Source organism: Geothrix oryzae (assembly GCF_030295385.1).
In the GTDB taxonomy this organism is placed as follows: domain Bacteria; phylum Acidobacteriota; class Holophagae; order Holophagales; family Holophagaceae; genus Geothrix; species Geothrix oryzae.
Genome location: NZ_AP027079.1, coordinates 3,042,047 through 3,057,537 on the forward strand (window position 1 = coordinate 3,042,047; position 15,491 = coordinate 3,057,537).

A 15,491-nucleotide genomic window follows, 5' to 3' on the forward strand; every position below is an offset into this window, starting at 1 on the left:
GGATGGGATGCCATCCGCCGGGTGAACGGGCCCACTCAACCTCAGATCGAGCGGGCAGCGGACCTTCAGTGCTGATAGGTGCTGATATCCCGGTCCTTGGTTTCCTTGAGGAAGAGGAAGCCGATCACCACCGTCATGAGGGCCACGATGATGGGATACCAGAGCCCATAGTAGATGTTGCCCTTCAGGGCCACGATGGCCGTCGCGATGAGGGGCAGCATGCCGCCGAACCAGCCGTTGCCGATGTGGTAGGGCAGCGACATGGAGGTGTAGCGGATGTTGGTGGGGAAGAGCTCCACCAGGAAGGCCGCGATGGGCCCGTAGACCATGGTCACGTAGATGAGGAAGATGAACAGGATCAACAGGGTCATGGGGTAGTTGACCTTGGACTTGTCGGCTTCCTTGGGATAGCCGAGGTCCGTCAGGGCCTTCTTGAGGGCCCCTTCCGAGGCCGCGCTCCAGCCCTCGACGCGGGTGGTGGTGACTTCCCCAGTGGTGGGATTCTTGCCCTGGATGCTGGCGACGACCTTCTTCCCGGGCTCAGGTGCGACCTTGGTGAAGTTGAGGCCCTGCTTGCCGAAGAAGTCGTTCACCCGGTCCAGCTCGGAGAACTTGCTCCAAGGCCCGACGAAGAGGTTGAAGGTCTCGTCCTTGGGATCGCCGGCCACGGTGATGACCGTGGTGTTCTGGAAGGTCTCCAGGGCGGGATTCACATAGTGGGTGAGGGCCTTGAACAGGGGGAAGAAGGTGAGGGCGGCGATGAGGCAGCCCGCCAGGATGATCTTCAGGCGGCCGATCTTGTCCGACAGCCAGCCGAAGAAGATGAAGAACGGCGTGCCCAGCAGCAGGGAGGCGCCGATGAGCATATAGGTGGTCTGGTAATCCAGCTTCAGCGTGATCTGCATGAAGAAGAGCGCGTAGAACTGGCCGGTGTACCACACCACGCCCTGGCCCGCCGTGGCGCCGAGAAGGGCCAGCAGCGCGTACTTGTTGTTGGGGTACTTCAGGAAGCTGTCGCTCAGGGGAGCCTTGGAGGTCTTCCCTTCGGCCTTCATCTTGGTGAAGACGGGGGATTCGTGCAGCTTCAGGCGGATCCAGACGGACACGCCGAGGAGGAAGATGGACATCCAGAAGGGGATGCGCCAGCCCCAGGTCGCGAAGGCCTCCTTGGTCAGGGCCGCGCGGCAGGAGAGGATGATGCCGAGGCACAGGAAGAAGCCCACGGTGGCCGTGGTCTGGATCCAGCTGGTGTTGTAGCCGCGGCGGTCGTGGGCAGAGTGCTCCGCCACATAGGTGGCTGCTCCGCCGTACTCACCGCCCAGGGCCAGGCCCTGCATGAGGCGAAGGGTGACCATGATGATCGGGGCCCACCAGCCGATGGAGGAGAAGGTCGGCAGGAGGCCGACGCCGAAGGTGGAGAGGCCCATCACGACGATGGTCACGAGGAAGGTGTACTTGCGGCCGATCAGGTCGCCGATGCGCCCGAACACCAGCGCACCGAAGGGGCGCACCAGGAAGCCCGCGGCATAGGCCGCGAAGGCCGAGAGCAGGGCCGCCGTGTCGTTTCCCTTGGGGAAGAAGAGGGTCGCGAAGAAGGGGGCCAGGGTTGCATAGAGGTAGAAGTCGTACCACTCGAACACCGTCCCCACGGACGATGCCACGATCACCATGCGTTCTTCCTTGGTGAGTGGGGTCCTCGTTGCGACTTGTTCAGTTGCGATTGCCATGTCGTGTTGCCTCCTTGGAAGTTCCTTTCGTTGAACCTGGATGCTCAGGAATCCTGCGCAGTCGAGCCGTGCGACACATCGAATGTGGAACTTTCATCTCCCCCTTCTGGATGCCGGCTCGGCGAGGGCCGGATGGGTTGGGCGACTTGCCTGGAGGATTCCAGACCGGATACGGCGAAGCTGATGCGTTATGGAAACCGCGATGGACGGACCATCGTGCGGAACTGGTTGGATGGATTGGCTGCACCTAGCTAACGCCTTCCGCCCCGGCGGGTCAAGCAGCTTCCTACCGGGAGTGAACCTTTCTCTTCGACCGGCAAGAACCGCTCGGTTGCTGATTCTTCACGACCTTCAACTCGTCTTTGAAGGTCGATTTTTATCTACTCGCCCCCATCCTCGGATCCGCCGTGCCGCTCGTAGCATATTTCCGGCGGGTCGCCCTCAAACGACCCCGATGGCCCTCGAGCGGATCACCCTCGGCGGGAACCTCCGCCCCTTCCGCCCTGGTCCCGACCCCCGGAGGCCCGCGACCCCCTATCATGGGAACCAGCCCCAGCCTCCGGAACGCCCATGCGCATCGCCCTCCTGGCCGACATCCACGCCAACCGGCGCGCGCTCGAGGCCTGCCTGGTCCATGCCCGCTCGGCCGGCGCGGACCGCCTCGTGTTCCTGGGCGACTATGTGGGCTACGGCGCCGAACCGAACGCGGTCCTGGATCTGCTCATGGCGGAAACGGCGCGCGGGGCCATTGCCGTGGCGGGCAATCACGACCAGGCCGTGGCGGAGGAGCGCGAATCCATGGTCCCGGATGCCGAGACGGCCATGGCCTGGACCCGCGGCCAGCTGGGCCCCGAGGCGCGGGAGTTCCTGTCGAGCCTGCCCCTGCGCTTCGAGGACGAAACCCGCCTCTATGTCCATGCCAGCCCCCAGACCTACCCGCCCTGGATCTACATCCGCGAGGGACGGGATGCCCGGCGCGCCCTGGAAGCCAGCCGCTCCCAAACCGTCTTCTGCGGCCACACCCATCTGCCCGCCCTTCACGGGATCACCGCCACCGGACAACTGGTCTCCTTCGATCCCGTCCCGGGCGTTCCCATCCCCCTGCCCCGCCATCGCCGCTGGCTGACCGTGGTGGGCGCGGTGGGCCAATCGCGGGACGGCAATCCGGCCGCCGCCTATGCCCTGCTGGACACCACCCGGTCCGAGATCACGCATCTGCGCGTGCCCTACGATGTCCAGGCCGCCGCGACCGCCATCCTGGACGCCGGCCTCCCGCCGGCCCTCGCGGCCCGCCTCCTGAAGGGACACTGAACCATGGCGCCCATGCGGATCAGGCCCGGCCTCACCCTGGATGGCTTCCTCATCGGGGAGCGCCTCCATCGGGGCGGCATGGCGGAGCTCTGGACCGCATCCCGGCCCGACCTGGGCTTCCCCTTGCTGGTGAAGCTGCCCGTACTCAGCGAAGGCGTGGATCCCGCCGCCATCGTCGGCTTCGAGATGGAGCGGATGATTCTTCCGCGGCTAGCGGGCCTCCATGTGCCCCGCTTCATCGCCCAAGGCGATGCCGGGCTCCAGCCCTACCTCGTCATGGAGCGGATTCCCGGCCCCTCGCTGCTGCCCAGGCTGGAGCACCTGCCCCTGCCCTGGGAAGAGGTCGCGGCCCTGGGCACCCGCATCGCCGTGGCCCTGGACGACCTCCACCGGCAGCATGTCATCCACCTCGATGTGAAGCCCTCCAACCTGCTCACCCGCCCCACGGGCGACCTGGTGCTGGTGGACTTCGGCCTCTCCCACCACGACGAATTGCCGGACCTGATGGGCGAAGAGTTCCGCCTCCCGTACGGCACCGCGCCCTACATGGCCCCGGAGCAGGTGCTGGGTCTGCGCCGGGATCCCCGGAGCGACCAGTTCGCCCTGGGCGTGCTGATGTATTTCTTCCTGACCGGCGTGCGCCCCTTCGGAGACCCGCAGCGCCTCTCCGGCCTGAAGCGACGGCTGTGGCGCGACCCCGTCCCGCCGCGCCGATTGCGCCCGGACTGCCCCGCCTGGCTGCAGGAGGTCATCCTGCGCTGTCTCGAAGTGCACCCGGCCTGGCGCTATCCCACGGCCGCCCACCTTGCCCTGGCCCTGCAGCACCCCGATCAGATCACCCTGACCGCCCGCTCGGAAAAGCTGAAGCAGGATCCCTTCGCCACGGTCCTCCGGCGCCGCTTCGCGGACCACCAGCTCGCCATCCCCAAGGCCAAGACGCCGGTGCGGCACGACGGAGACGCGCCGATCCTCGCTGTGGCCATCGACCTGTCCCCCGAGGCCGCCCCCATCGCCGAGACGCTCCGCACCATGGTGACCCGCATGCTCCCCGCCCTGCCCGGCGCGCGCGTGGCCTGCCTGAATGTGCTCAAGCAGGGCCGGATCACGCTGGATCAGACCCTGGACGACCAGGGCCGGAACATCCACCTGCAGCGCCTGGCCGAGCTCCGGAGCTGGGCCACGCCACTGGAACTGGAGGACGGCCGCATCAGCTTCCATGTGCTGGAATCGACGGATCCCGCGGCCGCCATCCTGCAGTATGTGAACGCCAACCTCGTCGATCACCTGCTGATCGGCGCCCGCGCCAGCTCCCTGCGGCGCACGCTGCTCGGCAGCGTCTCCAGCCAGGTGGCGGCCCAGGCGCCCTGCACCGTGACGGTGGCCCGCTCCCGCCGTTTGCGGAGAACGGATCCCGGCCCGGAGGCCGAGGAGAAGCCCGATGTCCCCTGGACCGTGGGATGAGGCCTCTTTCCGTACATGACGACGCCCCGGCGGACCGGGGCGTCGTCATGGGTTGGGCAGCAGGCTACTCGCCGTCCTCGGCCTTGGGCTCGGGGAGGGTGTAGTCCACGAACTCGATGAGGGCCATGTCGGCCGCATCGCCGAGGCGGTGGGCCATCTTGAGGATGCGGGTGTAGCCGCCGGGGCGGCTTTCGAAACGCTTGCGGAAGTCGGCGCCGAAAAGCTTCTGGACGGCGTCCTTGCTTCCGAGACGGGCCATCGCCAGACGGCGGTTGGCCACGGAGTCCGTCTTCGCGAGGGTGATGAAGGGCTCCACATAGCTGCGGAGTTCCTTCGCCTTCACGAGGGTGGTTTCGATGCGCTCGCTCTCGATGAGAGCGGTCGCGAGGTTCTTCATGAGGGCCTTGCGCTGGTTGGTGGTGCGGCCCAGGCGCTTGCCGGAAACGTTGTGACGCATGGGGGCTCCTTACACTTCCTGCTCGAGCCGCATGCCGAGGGAGAGGCCGATACGAGCGAGCTCGTCCTTGATCTCCTGGAGCGACTTCTTGCCGAAGTTCTTGGTTTTCATCAGCTCAGCCTCGGTCCGCTGGACCAGCTCGCCGATGGTGGTGATGTTCGCGTTGCGGAGGCAGTTGTTGGCCCGGACGGAGAGCTCGAGCTCCTCGACGGACTTGCCCAGCCAGGTGTTGGCGGCTTCGGCACCCAGGGTGGCGGTGCCCATCTCCATCTCGGTGAAGTCCTCGTCCTGACGGGCGAACACGAGGAAGTGGTCGCGCAGGATGAGGGCCGCGTCGGAAACGGCTTCCTTGGGGTTGACGGCGCCGTTGGTCCAGACCTGGAGCGTGAGCTTCTCGTAATCGGTGCTCTGGCCCACGCGGGCGGGTTCGACGATGTAGTTCACCCGGATGATGGGGCTGTGGTTGGCATCCATGGGGATGAACCCGAGGCCCAGGCTCTCATCGTGGTTGCGGTCCGCAGTGACGAAACCGCGGCCCAGGCGGACCACCATCTCGATCTCCAGCTCACCTTCCTCGCCCAGGGTGGCGATGTGGATGTTGGGATCCACGACCTCCACATTCTGGTTGCAGCGGATGGCGGCGGAAGTCACCGCGCCCTCGCCCTTGGCGGAGATGGTCACCGTCTGGGGCTCGCTGCTATGCAGCTTGAAGGGCACTTCCTTGAGGTTCAGAAGGACATGGGTGATGTCCTCCCAGACCCCGGGAAGGGTGGTGAACTCGTGCATGACGCCCTTGATCCGGACATTCGTCACGGCCGCGCCCTGGATGCTGCTGAGCAGCACCCGGCGCAAGCTGTGCCCGACGGTCGTGGCGAAGCCACGCTCGAAGGGGTAGGCCACGAACTCCCCGTAGGAGTCGGTGAGGGACCCGGGGGTCACCTCCGCGAATCGCGGCCTCTGGAAATCGCTGAGGTTCAGCATCCTGCCCCCTTACTTGGAATACAGTTCAACGATCAGCTGCTCGTTGATGTCCAGAGTGATGTCCTCGCGGGTAGGCGCGGCAAGCACCTGGCCCTTGAAGGCGGTGGCGTCCAGGGAAAGCCACTTCGGGATGCCGCGGCCGGCGGAGGTCTCGACGGAGGACTTGACGCCGTCGTTCTCCTTGGCGCGGTTGCCCAGCTCCACCGCCTGGCCAGGCTTCACCTGGAAGGAGGGGATGTCCACCCGCTTGCCGCCGACCAGCACATGACCGTGCATGACCATCTGGCGCGCGGCGGACCGGCTGGACGCGAAGCCCAGGCGATAGACCACATTGTCCAGGCGGCACTCGAGGAACCCGAGCAGGTTGTGGCCGGTGACGCCCTTCTTGGCGTCGGCCTTCTCGAAGTAGTGACGGAACTGCTTCTCGAGCACCCCGTAGATGCGCTTCACCTTCTGCTTCTCGCGAAGCTGGAGGGCGTAGCCGGTGGGCTTCTTGATCTTCCCCGCGCCGTGCTGGCCGGGGAGCTTGCCCTTGCGGGTCTCAAACGAGCACTTCTCCTTGAAGCAGCGCTCGCCCTTCAGGTAAAGCTTCATGCCCTCGCGGCGGCAGAGGCGGCAAACGGCGTCTGTGTAACGTGCCATGTCTCTCCTCCTCTCTTAAACCCGGCGCCGCTTGGGCGGCCGGCAGCCGTTGTGGGGGATGGGGGTGACGTCGCGGATGCTGGTCACCTGGATGCCTGCGGCATTGAGGGCGCGGATCGCGCTCTCACGGCCGGCACCGGGGCCCTTGACGCGAACATCGACCGAACGGACGCCCTGCTCCTTGGCGGCCTCGGCAGCGATGCCGGCGGCCACCTGGGCGGCGAAGGGCGTGCCCTTGCGGGTCCCGCGGAAATTCTGGTTGCCGCTGGAAGCCCAGCAGAGCATGTTCCCCATCGGATCGGAGATGGAGATGATCGTGTTGTTGAAGGACGCCTGGACGTGAGCCACGCCATGGGGAACGTTCTTCTTTTCCTTCTTCTTGACCACCTTTTTACCGGCGGTCCGGGTCTGAGTCTTGGCCATGTGCTCCTCGCCTTACTTCTTCTTGCCGGCTACGGTGCGTCGCTTGCCCTTGCGGGTGCGGGCGTTGGTATGCGTGCGCTGACCACGGACGGGGAGGCCCTTCCGGTGGCGCAGGCCGCGATAGCAGCCGATGTCCATGAGCCGCTTGATGTCGAGGGAGATGTTCTTGCGGAGGTCGCCCTCCACCGTCTCCTCGGCGGTGATGACGCGGCGGATGCGACCGACCTCGTCTTCCGTCAGATCCCGCACCTTGGTGCCGAAATCGACCTTCGCGCGGGTCAGGATGCTGTGCGCCTTGGCGCGCCCGATGCCGAAAATGTAGGTGAGCGCGATCTCGATGCGCTTGCCGATGGGCAGATCAATACCTGAGATGCGTGCCATCGTGTCTCCTTAACCCTGACGCTGCTTGTGCTTGGGGTTCTTCTTGCAGATGATCCGGTTGATGCCTTCGCGCCGGACCACTTTGCAGTGCTCGCACAGCTTCTTGATGGAGGGCCGTACTTTCATGGTGTCCTCTCGTTTACTTGAATCGGTAGATGATGCGGCCACGGGTGAGGTCGTAAGGGGTCACCTCGACGAGGACCCGGTCACCGGGAAGAATGCGGATGAAGTTCTTGCGCATCTTTCCACTGATGTGCGCCAGCACCTGGTGTTTGTTCTCGAGTTCGACCCGGAACACCGCGTTCGGCAAGGCCTCGACCACTGTGGCTTCGAGCTCAATGGCTTCTTCTTTGCTCAAGCGCGTTCTCCGAAGACGTGACGCAGCGATTCAAACACCAGCTCCGGCGCGCGATTGCCATCCACGCTCCGGAAGTTCGGCCGATGCTTGTAGAAGCCCAGAAGGGGCTGGAAGGTCGAGTGGAACTCGCCCATCCGGCTCTGGAAGGCTTCGGCGGTGTCGTCGGAACGGTGCTTCAGGGGACTTCCGCACAGATCGCAGACACCGGCTTGCTTGGGGGGCTTGGATTCCAGATGGTAGATGGCACCGCAGGCATTGTTGCTGCAGACGCGCCGGCCCACCACACGGGCCTCCAGCACCTCCTGGGGGACATCGACCAGCACCACGGAACCCAGCGCCATGCCCTTGGAGGAGAGGAAGTCTTCCAGGGCTTGAGCTTGTTGCAAGGTTCGTGGGTAGCCGTCGAACAACACATCAGAGGTCTCGTCCAGCAGCCGCGCGAAGACAAGGCCATTGACGGTGTCGTCGTCCACCAGTTTTCCTTCGGCCATGATGGCTTTCGCCCTCAGACCGATCTCCGTCCCTTTCGAGACGGCATCTCTCAGAATGTCACCGGTTGACAGGTGAGTCAAAGAGAATGTTTCCACCAGGCGTTTGGCCTGGGTGCCCTTCCCGGAGCCGGGGGCCCCGAGGAGGATGTTCGCGACAATGTTGGCATTGCCGCTCATGCCTCACCCCTGCGGGTGGAGCGGCCGCGGATGCGGCCCTTCTCGAGGAAGCCGTCATAGCGGCGCATGACCAGCAGGCTTTCCAGCTGGGCCGCGCTGTCCATGGCCACGCCCACCACGATCAGCAGGCTGGTGCCGCCGAAGTAGAAGTTGAGGCCCTGGATGTTGTTCGTGATGAGCAGGGGCACCAGGGAGACGAGGGCGAGGTAGATGGCGCCCACGAAGGTCAGCTTGGACAGGATGCTGTCCATGAAGATGCTGGTTTCCTTGCCCGGCCGGATGCCGGGAATGTAGCCCCCGGACCGCTTCATGTTCTCGGCGGTCTCATCGGGATTGAAGACGATGCTGGTGTAGAAGAAGGCAAAGAAGATCACCACGCCCACGAAGACCGGGGTGTAGATCCAGAAGTGGGTCTGCGGGCTGAGGTAGGCCGCGACCTTGGCCAGCCACTCCCAGCGGGTGAACTGGGCGATGGTGGCAGGAAAGAAGATCACCGAACTGGCGAAGATGACGGGCATCACGCCGGCGGTGTTCAGCTTCAGGGGCATGTAGGAGCTGCGTTGGCTGGACATGCCGGCCGAATCGGCCCGGCGGGCGTAGTGGATGGGGATGCGCCGGTAGGCGTTCTCCACCAGTACCACGGCCAGCAGCACCACGATCATCGCCGCGATGAGCAGGATGAAGATGCCCGGGGGCGGGACATTCGGAGCGTTCCGCAGGGACTGGGAGATCATCACGGTCAGGGTCGTCACGGCCTGGGGAAGGCCCGCCACGATGCCGGCGAAGATCAGCAGCGAGATGCCGTTGCCGATGCCGCGCTCGGTGATCTGCTCGCCGATCCACATGACGAAGAGCGTGCCGACGGAGAGCGTGAAGGCCGCCAGCAGCCGGAAGGCCGTCGGGGACATCGAGGAGGTCACGACTTCGAGACCCGGGGCGTTCTGGCTCTGGGCCAGGGAGGCGATGCCCATGCCCTGGACGAAGGCCAGGAACACCGTCAGATAGCGGGTCCACTGGTTGATCTTCTGGCGGCCGGCCTCGCCTTCCTTCTTCTGGAGATTCTCCAGATAGGGCACCACGGCCCCCATCAGCTGCAGCACGATGCTGGCCGTGATGTAGGGAGCGATGCCAAGGGCGAAGACCGAGAACTTCTTGAACGCACCACCGGAGAACAGGTCAACGACGTCGAAGAGCCCGCCGCCGCCGCGCTTGAGCGCGGCGGACAGGTTCTCGGCGTTCACCCCGGGCACACTAACGTGCACGCCCAGCCGGTAGATGGCCAGGAGGATCAGGGTGAAGAGGAGCCGCTTGCGCAGCTCCGGGATGGCGAAGAGGTTCCTGAGGCGGTTCATCGGCCGTTACTCGGCAGACTTCGCGACGGGCTCCTGAATGGTGCCGCCCTTGGCCAGGATGGCTTCCCGGGCGCCCTTGGTGATCCGATCGGCAACGACATTCACCTTGGCGGTGAGCTCGCCGCTGGCCAGCACCACGATCTTCTCCACGCGGGAGTTGACGAGCTTCTTCTCGCGGAGGGCCTCGAGCGTGACCGTCTCGCCATCCTGGAAGTGGATGGAGATGAGGCTGAGGGTGATCTCCTTGGTCTCGGGAGCGAAGATGTTGGTGAAGCCGCGCTTGGGCAGACGGCGGACGAGGGGCATCTGGCCACCCTCGAAGCCGCGCTTGCTGCGGTAGCCGGACCGGGACTTCTGGCCCTTTTCACCGCGGCCGGAGGTCTTGCCCAGGCCGGAGCCCTTGCCTCGGCCGAGGCGCTTGCGGGACTTGGTGGCGCCCTCTGCGGGCCGGAGTTCGTTGAGCTTCATGATCTACCCCTTCACCTGAACGCCGATGAGATGGGGAACCAGCTTGACCATCCCATGGACATTGGGGGTGTATTCGCATTCGCGGGTGTCGCCGGGCCGCTTCAGACCGAGGGTCTGCATGAAGGCACGGTGCTTGGGAGTGGTGCAGATGATGGAGCGCTTGAGGGTCAGCACCACCTGCTTGCCGATGAACTGCGACATGTTAAACCTCCGCCTGATCCAGGCCCCGATTGGTCAGGACCGTGTAGGGATCCATGAGGTCCTTCAGACCCTCGAATGTGGCGCGAACCACATTGTGGGGGTTGGAGGAGCCCAGGCTCTTCGTCATCACGTTGTGGACGCCGGCCGCTTCCATGATGGCGCGCACCGCGGCGCCGGCGATGATGCCGGTGCCCTCGGGAGCCGGCTTCAGCAGCACGCTGCCGGAGCCGAAGATGCCCGTCACCGGGTGCGGCAGGCTGCCGTTCGGGGTGAGGGGGACCTTGATCATGTTGCGCTTGGCGCTCTCGATGCCCTTCTTGATGGCAGAAGGCACTTCGAGGGCCTTGCCGAGGCCGAAGCCGACCTTGCCATTGCCGTCACCGACGACCACCAGCGCGGAGAAGGAGAAGTTCTTGCCCCCCTTCACCACCTTGGTGACACGGCCGACATAAATGACCTGGTCCTTGAATTCCCCGGATTCGGAGTTGCGGGTTTCCTTGTTGTCTTTGAGCTCTGCAGTCGCCATGGTCATCCCCTAGAACTGGAGCCCGGCTTCGCGGGCGCTGTCAGCCAGCGCCTTGACGCGGCCGTGGTAAACGTAGCCGTTCCGGTCGAACACCACCGAGGTGATGCCCTTCTCCTTGAGACGGGCGGCGATGCTGGCACCGACGGCCTTGGCGGCCTCGATGTTGGCGCCATTCTTCAGGGAACCGCGGAGGTCCTTCTCGAGGCTGCTGGCGGCAGCCAGGGTGATGCCCTGGGTGTCGTCCACCGCCTGCACATAGATCCGCTTCAGGCTCTTGTAGATGGTGAGGCGGGGCCGCTCGGGGGTCCCGCTCACGCGGCCGCGGATGCGGGCCTTGGTCTTGTCGCGTCGAATGTTGATGTCGTTCGCCATGGGTTCCCCTTACTTCCCGGTCTTGCCGGCCTTGCGGCGGATGACTTCGCCGGTGTACATGACGCCCTTGCCCTTGTAAGGCTCGGGCTTGCGGAACTTCCGGATGTCGGCGGCGACCTGGCCCACCAGCTGCCGGTCGATGCCGCTCACGACGATGTGCGTGGCCTTCTCGACGGCCATCTGGATGCCCGCAGGGGCCTCGTAGTTGATGGGGTGGCTGTAGCCCAGCTCCAGGCGGAGCTTGGCGCCGTCCATGGCGGCCTTGTAGCCCACGCCGACGATGTCCAGTTCCTTCTTCCAGCCCTCGGTGACGCCGGTGACGGCGTTGCCGAGAAGGGCACGGGTGAGGCCGTGGTAAGCCCGGTTCTGGGCTTCATCGTTGATGCGGGTGAGCGTGACGGAGTCGGCCTGGACATCGAGCGTGATCCCGGCAGGGATCGGGCAGCTGAGCTTGCCCTTGGCGCCCTCGACGACGGCCTCGGACCCGGTGACTGTGACCTTCACGCCCTTGGGCAGCGTCACGGGCTTCTTTCCGATTCGAGACATGGTTGATTCCTTAGATGAGGGCGGGGATTCCGCCCATTTCAGGATGGGTTACCAGATGTGGGCGAGGACTTCGCCGCCGACATTCTGCTTCTTGGCGTCCTTGCCCGTCAGGAGACCCTTCGGAGTGGACAGGATGGCGATGCCCAGGCCGCCGTGGACCTCGGGGATCTCCTGCGCGCCGGAGTAGATGCGGAGGCCGGGACGGGACACGCGGCGGAGGCCGTGGATCACATTCTCCTTATCCTTCACATACTTCAGGTTGACGATGAGGTAGACGCGGTTCTCGTGCTCCACCTGCTTGAAGGAGTGGATGTAGCCTTCCTGCTTCAAGATGCCGCAGAGACCGGCCTTGATCTTGGAGGCGGGCACCACCACGGCATCGTGACCGGCCATGATGCCGTTACGGATGCGGGTGAGGTAGTCAGCGATGGGATCGGTATGCATGGTCCCCTCTCCTTACCAGCTGGACTTCTGGACGCCCGGGAGCTCGCCGTTGAGGGCGAACTTGCGGAAGCACAGACGGCAGAGTTCAAACTTGCGCATGTAGCCCCGGGGACGGCCGCAGCACTTGCAACGATTGCGGTGCTGGGTCGAGAACTTCGGCTTGCGCGAATCCTTGACGATTTTGGAAATCTTGGCCATCGGTATGATCTCCTTGGCTATTTGCGGAAGGGCATACCGAGGTGGGCGAGCAGAGCCCGCGCTTCGGCGTCGTTGGCAGCGGTGGTCACGAAGGTGATGTTCATGCCCTTCATCTTGTCCACCCGCGAATAGTCGATCTCCTGGAAGATCAGCTGATCCTTCAGGCCCAGCGTGTAGTTGCCGCGGCCGTCGAAGGACTTGGTGGGCACGCCGCGGAAATCGCGGACGCGGGGAAGGGACAGGGTCACCAGGCGGTCGAAGAACTCCCACATGCGGGGACCGCGCAGGGTCACCATGCAGGCGATGGGCATGCCGGCGCGCAGCTTGAACTGGGCGACGCTCTTCTTGGCCTTGCGCACGATGGCCTTCTGGCCAGCGATGGCGGTCAGCTCGTCCACGGCCACATCCAGGACCTTGATGTTCTGGATGGCGTCGCCGACGCCCATGTTGATGACGATCTTCTGCAGGCGGGGCACCTGCATGGCGGAAGAGAAGGCGAACTCCTCCTTGAGCTTCGACACCACCTCCTGGTGGTAGCGAGCCTTGACGCGGGGCTCCGCGTGGCCTTGCGTGGCAGTCATGGATTCCTCCATTTCCGTGGGGCGGCTATGCCCCAGGGGTTCGGGAGAGCGAGGGGGCTTGGGACGGCGGTCCGGCCCGTTTCCCCCCAACCTCTAGTTGTCATGGCGCAGGATGCGCCGTGGATCTCCACCCCGCGCACGGGGCAGAACGACCATCCTCCCACGGAAGCGGGAGGATGGGAAGCGGCTTACTTGGAACGGTGGCGGGTGCCCTTGCCGGTCTTGGGGTCGAGGAGCATGACATTGGAGGCGTGGATGGGGGCCTCCTTCTCCACGATCCCGCCGCCCTCGCCGGTCTGGGTGTTCGGCTTGGTGGCCTTCTTGATCATGTTCAGGCCGGCGACGACCACATGGTTGGTGGCGGGGCTGACCTTGGAGATGGTCCCGGTCTTGCCCTTCTCCTTGCCGGCGATGACGACGATCTGATCGCCCTTCTTGAGCTTCATCTTGGTGGTGGTGGCTTCCATTACAGCACCTCAGGGGCGAGGGAGACGATCTTCATGTACTTCCGCTCGCGCAGTTCGCGGGCCACGGGGCCGAACACGCGGGTGCCGACGGGCTCGCCATCCTTCTTGATGATGACGGCGGCGTTCTCGTCGAAGCGGATGTAGGAGCCGTCCTTGCGGCGGTAGGCCTTGCGCTGGCGGACGATCACGGCCTGGACGACGGCCTTCTTCTTGACGGTGCCACCGGGGATCGCTTCCTTGACGGAGGCGGTGATGACATCGCCAAGCTGGGCGATCTTGCCCACACCGCCGCCCAGGGGCAGGATGCAGCAGATCTTCTTGGCGCCGGAGTTGTCGGCGACGGTGAGCATGGTTCCCATCTGGATCATGTGAGCTCCTTACTCGCCGGCCTTCTGGAGGATCTCAAGGACCATCCAGCGCTTGCGCTTGGAAAGGGGGCGGGTCTCCACGATCTTGACCACATCGCCGATGGCGCAGGCGTTGGTCTCATCGTGGGCCATGAACTTGGCAGTCTGCTTGACCGTGCGGTGGTAGAGCGGGTGCTGGAACTTGCGCTCCACCTTCACCACCACCGTCTTGTCGGCCTTGTTGGAGACCACCACGCCGTTACGAATCATCTTGTTTTCGAGGCTCATGGGATCTCCTAGGCCAGCTTCGTGGCCAGGGCCGTCTTGACGCGGGCGAGTTCACGGCGAGTCTTGCGGATCTCGGCGGTGTTCTCGACCTGGCCCACGGCGTGCTGGAAGCGGAGGGTGAAGCGCTTGGCGGCCAGTTCGGCCTCCAGCTGCGCCAGCTCCTCGACGCTCTTGCCGGTCAAATCGGAAAAGGGGTTCTTCTTGGTCATGGCTCTCACTCCTCCGGCGGCGTGCGGCTGACGAACTCGGACGCCACGGACAGCTTCATCTGGGCCAGGCGCAGGGCCTCGCGTGCGATTTCCTCGGTCACGCCCTCCATCTCGAAGAGGATGCGTCCGGGGCGGATCACCGCCACCCAGCCGTCCGGAGCCCCCTTGCCGGAGCCCATGCGGGTTTCCGCGGGCTTCGAGGTGGTGGGACGATCGGGGAAGATGCGGATCCAGATCTTGCCGCCGCGCTTGATGTGGCGGGTCATGGCGATACGGGCGGCTTCGATCTCACGGTTGGTGAGCCAGCAGTGCTCCATCGCCTTGAGGCCGAAATCGCCGAAGGCGAGATCGTTGCCACGAGTGGCGACGCCGCGGGTGCGGCCCTTCTGGGTTTTACGGTTCTTGACCTTCTTGGGCATCAGCATGGATTCACCTCAGCGCTTCACGGTCTCGGCAACCTGGTCGCCCAGATTCACCCAAACCTTGATGCCGATGATCCCGTAGGTCGTATGGGCCTCGGCAAAACCGTAGTCAACGCCCGCGCGGATGGTCTGCAGGGGCATCTGGCCGGAGAGGTAGTCCTCGGTCCGGGCGATCTCCGCGCCATTCAGGCGGCCGGCGACCTTGATCTTGAAACCCTTGGCGCCGAAGCGGATCGCAGCCTCCTCCGCCTTGCGCATGGCGCGGCGGAAGGCGATGCGGCGCTCGAGCTGCTGGGCGACGCCCTCGGCCACGAGCTGGGCATCCACTTCAGGCTTCTTGATCTCCTGGATGTCCACGGACACGGGACGGTTCAGGCGCTTCTGCAGGTCTTCGCGGAGCTTGTCGATCTCAGCACCCTTGCGGCCGATGACGATGCCGGGGCGGGCGGTGTAGATGCGAACGGTGACCTTGTCGGCCGCGCGCTCGATGTCGATCTTGGAAACCATCGCGTTGAGGCTGTGCAGCTGCTTCTTCAGTTCGCGACGGAGCTTGATGTCCTCGTGGAGCAGCGTGGCGTAGTCGCGCTTGGAGAACCACTTGCTGTGCCAGTTCTTCTGGTAGATGAGGCGGAACCCGTACGGGTGGACCTTCTGACCCATG

Annotated in this window: 26 protein-coding genes; 2 read left to right on the forward strand and 24 right to left on the reverse strand. The window is 64.7% G+C overall.

Annotated features, from left to right (window positions below; genetic code table 11):
- Nucleotides 1-65: 65 nt before the first annotated feature.
- Nucleotides 66-1,727 (reverse strand): MFS transporter, encoded by a 1,662-nt coding sequence (locus tag QUD34_RS14010; RefSeq protein WP_375379986.1) that lies wholly within the window; start codon nt 1,725-1,727, stop codon nt 66-68.
- Between the two features lie 570 nt (nt 1,728-2,297).
- Between QUD34_RS14010 and QUD34_RS14015 the strand changes: the two genes are divergently transcribed.
- Both QUD34_RS14015 and QUD34_RS14020 read left to right on the forward strand, forming a co-directional pair.
- The gene (locus tag QUD34_RS14015; protein WP_286354331.1) at nt 2,298-3,038 is read left to right on the forward strand and encodes a metallophosphoesterase family protein; all 741 of its coding nucleotides are present in this window, start codon (nt 2,298-2,300) and stop codon (nt 3,036-3,038) included.
- A gap of 3 nt (nt 3,039-3,041) precedes the next feature.
- The gene (locus QUD34_RS14020) at nt 3,042-4,499 is read left to right on the forward strand and encodes a serine/threonine protein kinase (protein ID WP_375379987.1); all 1,458 of its coding nucleotides are present in this window, start codon (nt 3,042-3,044) and stop codon (nt 4,497-4,499) included.
- Nucleotides 4,500-4,563: 64 nt separating this feature from the next.
- On the opposite strand, the gene rplQ is transcribed toward QUD34_RS14020, so the two are convergent.
- The 23 genes from rplQ to rpsC form a co-directional block, all read right to left on the reverse strand.
- On the reverse strand, nt 4,564-4,956 hold the full coding sequence (rplQ, locus tag QUD34_RS14025; RefSeq protein ID WP_286354333.1) for a 50S ribosomal protein L17: 393 nt from the start codon (nt 4,954-4,956) through the stop codon (nt 4,564-4,566).
- Between the two features lie 9 nt (nt 4,957-4,965).
- Nucleotides 4,966-5,937: a DNA-directed RNA polymerase subunit alpha gene (locus QUD34_RS14030; protein WP_286354334.1), complete on the reverse strand. Its 972-nt coding sequence runs from the start codon at nt 5,935-5,937 to the stop codon at nt 4,966-4,968.
- Between the two features lie 9 nt (nt 5,938-5,946).
- Nucleotides 5,947-6,579, reverse strand: coding sequence for a 30S ribosomal protein S4 (gene rpsD, locus QUD34_RS14035; RefSeq protein WP_286354335.1), 633 nt, complete (start codon nt 6,577-6,579; stop codon nt 5,947-5,949).
- A 15-nt stretch (nt 6,580-6,594) separates the two neighbouring features.
- Nucleotides 6,595-7,002 carry a 30S ribosomal protein S11 gene (rpsK, locus tag QUD34_RS14040; RefSeq protein ID WP_243303191.1) on the reverse strand — a complete coding sequence of 136 codons (408 nt, stop codon included), beginning with the start codon at nt 7,000-7,002 and terminating at the stop codon, nt 6,595-6,597.
- A gap of 12 nt (nt 7,003-7,014) precedes the next feature.
- Complete coding sequence (gene rpsM, locus QUD34_RS14045) at nt 7,015-7,383, reverse strand: 30S ribosomal protein S13 (RefSeq protein WP_257305869.1); 369 nt, start codon at nt 7,381-7,383, stop codon at nt 7,015-7,017.
- 9 nt (nt 7,384-7,392) lie between these two features.
- On the reverse strand, nt 7,393-7,509 hold the full coding sequence (gene rpmJ, locus QUD34_RS14050; protein WP_243288424.1) for a 50S ribosomal protein L36: 117 nt from the start codon (nt 7,507-7,509) through the stop codon (nt 7,393-7,395).
- Nucleotides 7,510-7,522: 13 nt separating this feature from the next.
- A complete protein-coding gene (gene infA / locus QUD34_RS14055) occupies nt 7,523-7,741 on the reverse strand; it encodes a translation initiation factor IF-1 (protein ID WP_026852734.1) in 219 nt (72 codons plus the stop codon).
- Complete coding sequence (locus QUD34_RS14060) at nt 7,738-8,409, reverse strand: adenylate kinase (protein WP_286354336.1); 672 nt, start codon at nt 8,407-8,409, stop codon at nt 7,738-7,740. Before QUD34_RS14060 ends, infA begins: the two co-directional genes overlap by 4 nt.
- A complete protein-coding gene (gene secY, locus QUD34_RS14065; protein WP_286354337.1) occupies nt 8,406-9,761 on the reverse strand; it encodes a preprotein translocase subunit SecY in 1,356 nt (451 codons plus the stop codon). The genes QUD34_RS14060 and secY overlap by 4 nt, the downstream gene beginning before the upstream one ends.
- 6 nt (nt 9,762-9,767) lie before the next feature.
- Complete coding sequence (rplO, locus tag QUD34_RS14070; RefSeq protein WP_286354338.1) at nt 9,768-10,229, reverse strand: 50S ribosomal protein L15; 462 nt, start codon at nt 10,227-10,229, stop codon at nt 9,768-9,770.
- 3 nt (nt 10,230-10,232) lie between these two features.
- Entirely contained in the window at nt 10,233-10,430 is a 198-nt protein-coding gene (gene rpmD / locus QUD34_RS14075; RefSeq protein WP_286354339.1) for a 50S ribosomal protein L30, read from the reverse strand.
- Nucleotide 10,431: 1 nt separating this feature from the next.
- Nucleotides 10,432-10,956 carry a 30S ribosomal protein S5 gene (gene rpsE / locus QUD34_RS14080; RefSeq protein WP_286354340.1) on the reverse strand — a complete coding sequence of 175 codons (525 nt, stop codon included), beginning with the start codon at nt 10,954-10,956 and terminating at the stop codon, nt 10,432-10,434.
- A gap of 9 nt (nt 10,957-10,965) precedes the next feature.
- Nucleotides 10,966-11,328, reverse strand: coding sequence for a 50S ribosomal protein L18 (gene rplR, locus QUD34_RS14085; RefSeq protein ID WP_286354341.1), 363 nt, complete (start codon nt 11,326-11,328; stop codon nt 10,966-10,968).
- A 9-nt stretch (nt 11,329-11,337) separates the two neighbouring features.
- On the reverse strand, nt 11,338-11,874 hold the full coding sequence (gene rplF / locus QUD34_RS14090; protein ID WP_286354342.1) for a 50S ribosomal protein L6: 537 nt from the start codon (nt 11,872-11,874) through the stop codon (nt 11,338-11,340).
- A gap of 48 nt (nt 11,875-11,922) precedes the next feature.
- Complete coding sequence (gene rpsH / locus QUD34_RS14095; RefSeq protein WP_286354343.1) at nt 11,923-12,318, reverse strand: 30S ribosomal protein S8; 396 nt, start codon at nt 12,316-12,318, stop codon at nt 11,923-11,925.
- Between the two features lie 12 nt (nt 12,319-12,330).
- A complete protein-coding gene (locus QUD34_RS14100; RefSeq protein WP_257305892.1) occupies nt 12,331-12,516 on the reverse strand; it encodes a type Z 30S ribosomal protein S14 in 186 nt (61 codons plus the stop codon).
- 17 nt (nt 12,517-12,533) lie between these two features.
- A complete protein-coding gene (gene rplE, locus QUD34_RS14105; protein ID WP_286354344.1) occupies nt 12,534-13,097 on the reverse strand; it encodes a 50S ribosomal protein L5 in 564 nt (187 codons plus the stop codon).
- 188 nt (nt 13,098-13,285) lie between these two features.
- Complete coding sequence (rplX, locus tag QUD34_RS14110) at nt 13,286-13,564, reverse strand: 50S ribosomal protein L24 (RefSeq protein WP_286354345.1); 279 nt, start codon at nt 13,562-13,564, stop codon at nt 13,286-13,288.
- A complete protein-coding gene (rplN, locus tag QUD34_RS14115) occupies nt 13,564-13,932 on the reverse strand; it encodes a 50S ribosomal protein L14 (RefSeq protein WP_026852746.1) in 369 nt (122 codons plus the stop codon). Before rplN ends, rplX begins: the two co-directional genes overlap by 1 nt.
- Nucleotides 13,933-13,941: 9 nt before the next feature.
- Complete coding sequence (gene rpsQ, locus QUD34_RS14120) at nt 13,942-14,199, reverse strand: 30S ribosomal protein S17 (RefSeq protein WP_286354346.1); 258 nt, start codon at nt 14,197-14,199, stop codon at nt 13,942-13,944.
- 8 nt (nt 14,200-14,207) lie between these two features.
- A complete protein-coding gene (rpmC, locus tag QUD34_RS14125; RefSeq protein ID WP_026852748.1) occupies nt 14,208-14,408 on the reverse strand; it encodes a 50S ribosomal protein L29 in 201 nt (66 codons plus the stop codon).
- A gap of 5 nt (nt 14,409-14,413) precedes the next feature.
- Entirely contained in the window at nt 14,414-14,833 is a 420-nt protein-coding gene (rplP, locus tag QUD34_RS14130; RefSeq protein WP_285576787.1) for a 50S ribosomal protein L16, read from the reverse strand.
- A 9-nt stretch (nt 14,834-14,842) separates the two neighbouring features.
- On the reverse strand, nt 14,843-15,490 hold the full coding sequence (gene rpsC, locus QUD34_RS14135; protein WP_286354347.1) for a 30S ribosomal protein S3: 648 nt from the start codon (nt 15,488-15,490) through the stop codon (nt 14,843-14,845).
- Nucleotide 15,491 lies beyond the last annotated feature (1 nt).

Coding starts and splice junctions, on each gene's coding strand:
- QUD34_RS14010 (WP_375379986.1), bottom strand. CDS start 1,727: ATGGCAATCGCAACTGAACAAGTCGCAACGAGGACCCCACTCACCAAG.
- QUD34_RS14015 (WP_286354331.1), top strand. CDS start 2,298: ATGCGCATCGCCCTCCTGGCCGACATCCACGCCAACCGGCGCGCGCTC.
- QUD34_RS14020 (WP_375379987.1), top strand. CDS start 3,042: ATGGCGCCCATGCGGATCAGGCCCGGCCTCACCCTGGATGGCTTCCTC.
- rplQ (WP_286354333.1), bottom strand. CDS start 4,956: ATGCGTCACAACGTTTCCGGCAAGCGCCTGGGCCGCACCACCAACCAG.
- QUD34_RS14030 (WP_286354334.1), bottom strand. CDS start 5,937: ATGCTGAACCTCAGCGATTTCCAGAGGCCGCGATTCGCGGAGGTGACC.
- rpsD (WP_286354335.1), bottom strand. CDS start 6,579: ATGGCACGTTACACAGACGCCGTTTGCCGCCTCTGCCGCCGCGAGGGC.
- rpsK (WP_243303191.1), bottom strand. CDS start 7,002: ATGGCCAAGACTCAGACCCGGACCGCCGGTAAAAAGGTGGTCAAGAAG.
- rpsM (WP_257305869.1), bottom strand. CDS start 7,383: ATGGCACGCATCTCAGGTATTGATCTGCCCATCGGCAAGCGCATCGAG.
- rpmJ (WP_243288424.1), bottom strand. CDS start 7,509: ATGAAAGTACGGCCCTCCATCAAGAAGCTGTGCGAGCACTGCAAAGTG.
- QUD34_RS14060 (WP_286354336.1), bottom strand. CDS start 8,409: ATGAGCGGCAATGCCAACATTGTCGCGAACATCCTCCTCGGGGCCCCC.
- secY (WP_286354337.1), bottom strand. CDS start 9,761: ATGAACCGCCTCAGGAACCTCTTCGCCATCCCGGAGCTGCGCAAGCGG.
- rplO (WP_286354338.1), bottom strand. CDS start 10,229: ATGAAGCTCAACGAACTCCGGCCCGCAGAGGGCGCCACCAAGTCCCGC.
- rpmD (WP_286354339.1), bottom strand. CDS start 10,430: ATGTCGCAGTTCATCGGCAAGCAGGTGGTGCTGACCCTCAAGCGCTCC.
- rpsE (WP_286354340.1), bottom strand. CDS start 10,956: ATGGCGACTGCAGAGCTCAAAGACAACAAGGAAACCCGCAACTCCGAA.
- rplR (WP_286354341.1), bottom strand. CDS start 11,328: ATGGCGAACGACATCAACATTCGACGCGACAAGACCAAGGCCCGCATC.
- rplF (WP_286354342.1), bottom strand. CDS start 11,874: ATGTCTCGAATCGGAAAGAAGCCCGTGACGCTGCCCAAGGGCGTGAAG.
- rpsH (WP_286354343.1), bottom strand. CDS start 12,318: ATGCATACCGATCCCATCGCTGACTACCTCACCCGCATCCGTAACGGC.
- QUD34_RS14100 (WP_257305892.1), bottom strand. CDS start 12,516: ATGGCCAAGATTTCCAAAATCGTCAAGGATTCGCGCAAGCCGAAGTTC.
- rplE (WP_286354344.1), bottom strand. CDS start 13,097: ATGACTGCCACGCAAGGCCACGCGGAGCCCCGCGTCAAGGCTCGCTAC.
- rplX (WP_286354345.1), bottom strand. CDS start 13,564: ATGGAAGCCACCACCACCAAGATGAAGCTCAAGAAGGGCGATCAGATC.
- rplN (WP_026852746.1), bottom strand. CDS start 13,932: ATGATCCAGATGGGAACCATGCTCACCGTCGCCGACAACTCCGGCGCC.
- rpsQ (WP_286354346.1), bottom strand. CDS start 14,199: ATGAGCCTCGAAAACAAGATGATTCGTAACGGCGTGGTGGTCTCCAAC.
- rpmC (WP_026852748.1), bottom strand. CDS start 14,408: ATGACCAAGAAGAACCCCTTTTCCGATTTGACCGGCAAGAGCGTCGAG.
- rplP (WP_285576787.1), bottom strand. CDS start 14,833: ATGCTGATGCCCAAGAAGGTCAAGAACCGTAAAACCCAGAAGGGCCGC.
- rpsC (WP_286354347.1), bottom strand. CDS start 15,490: ATGGGTCAGAAGGTCCACCCGTACGGGTTCCGCCTCATCTACCAGAAG.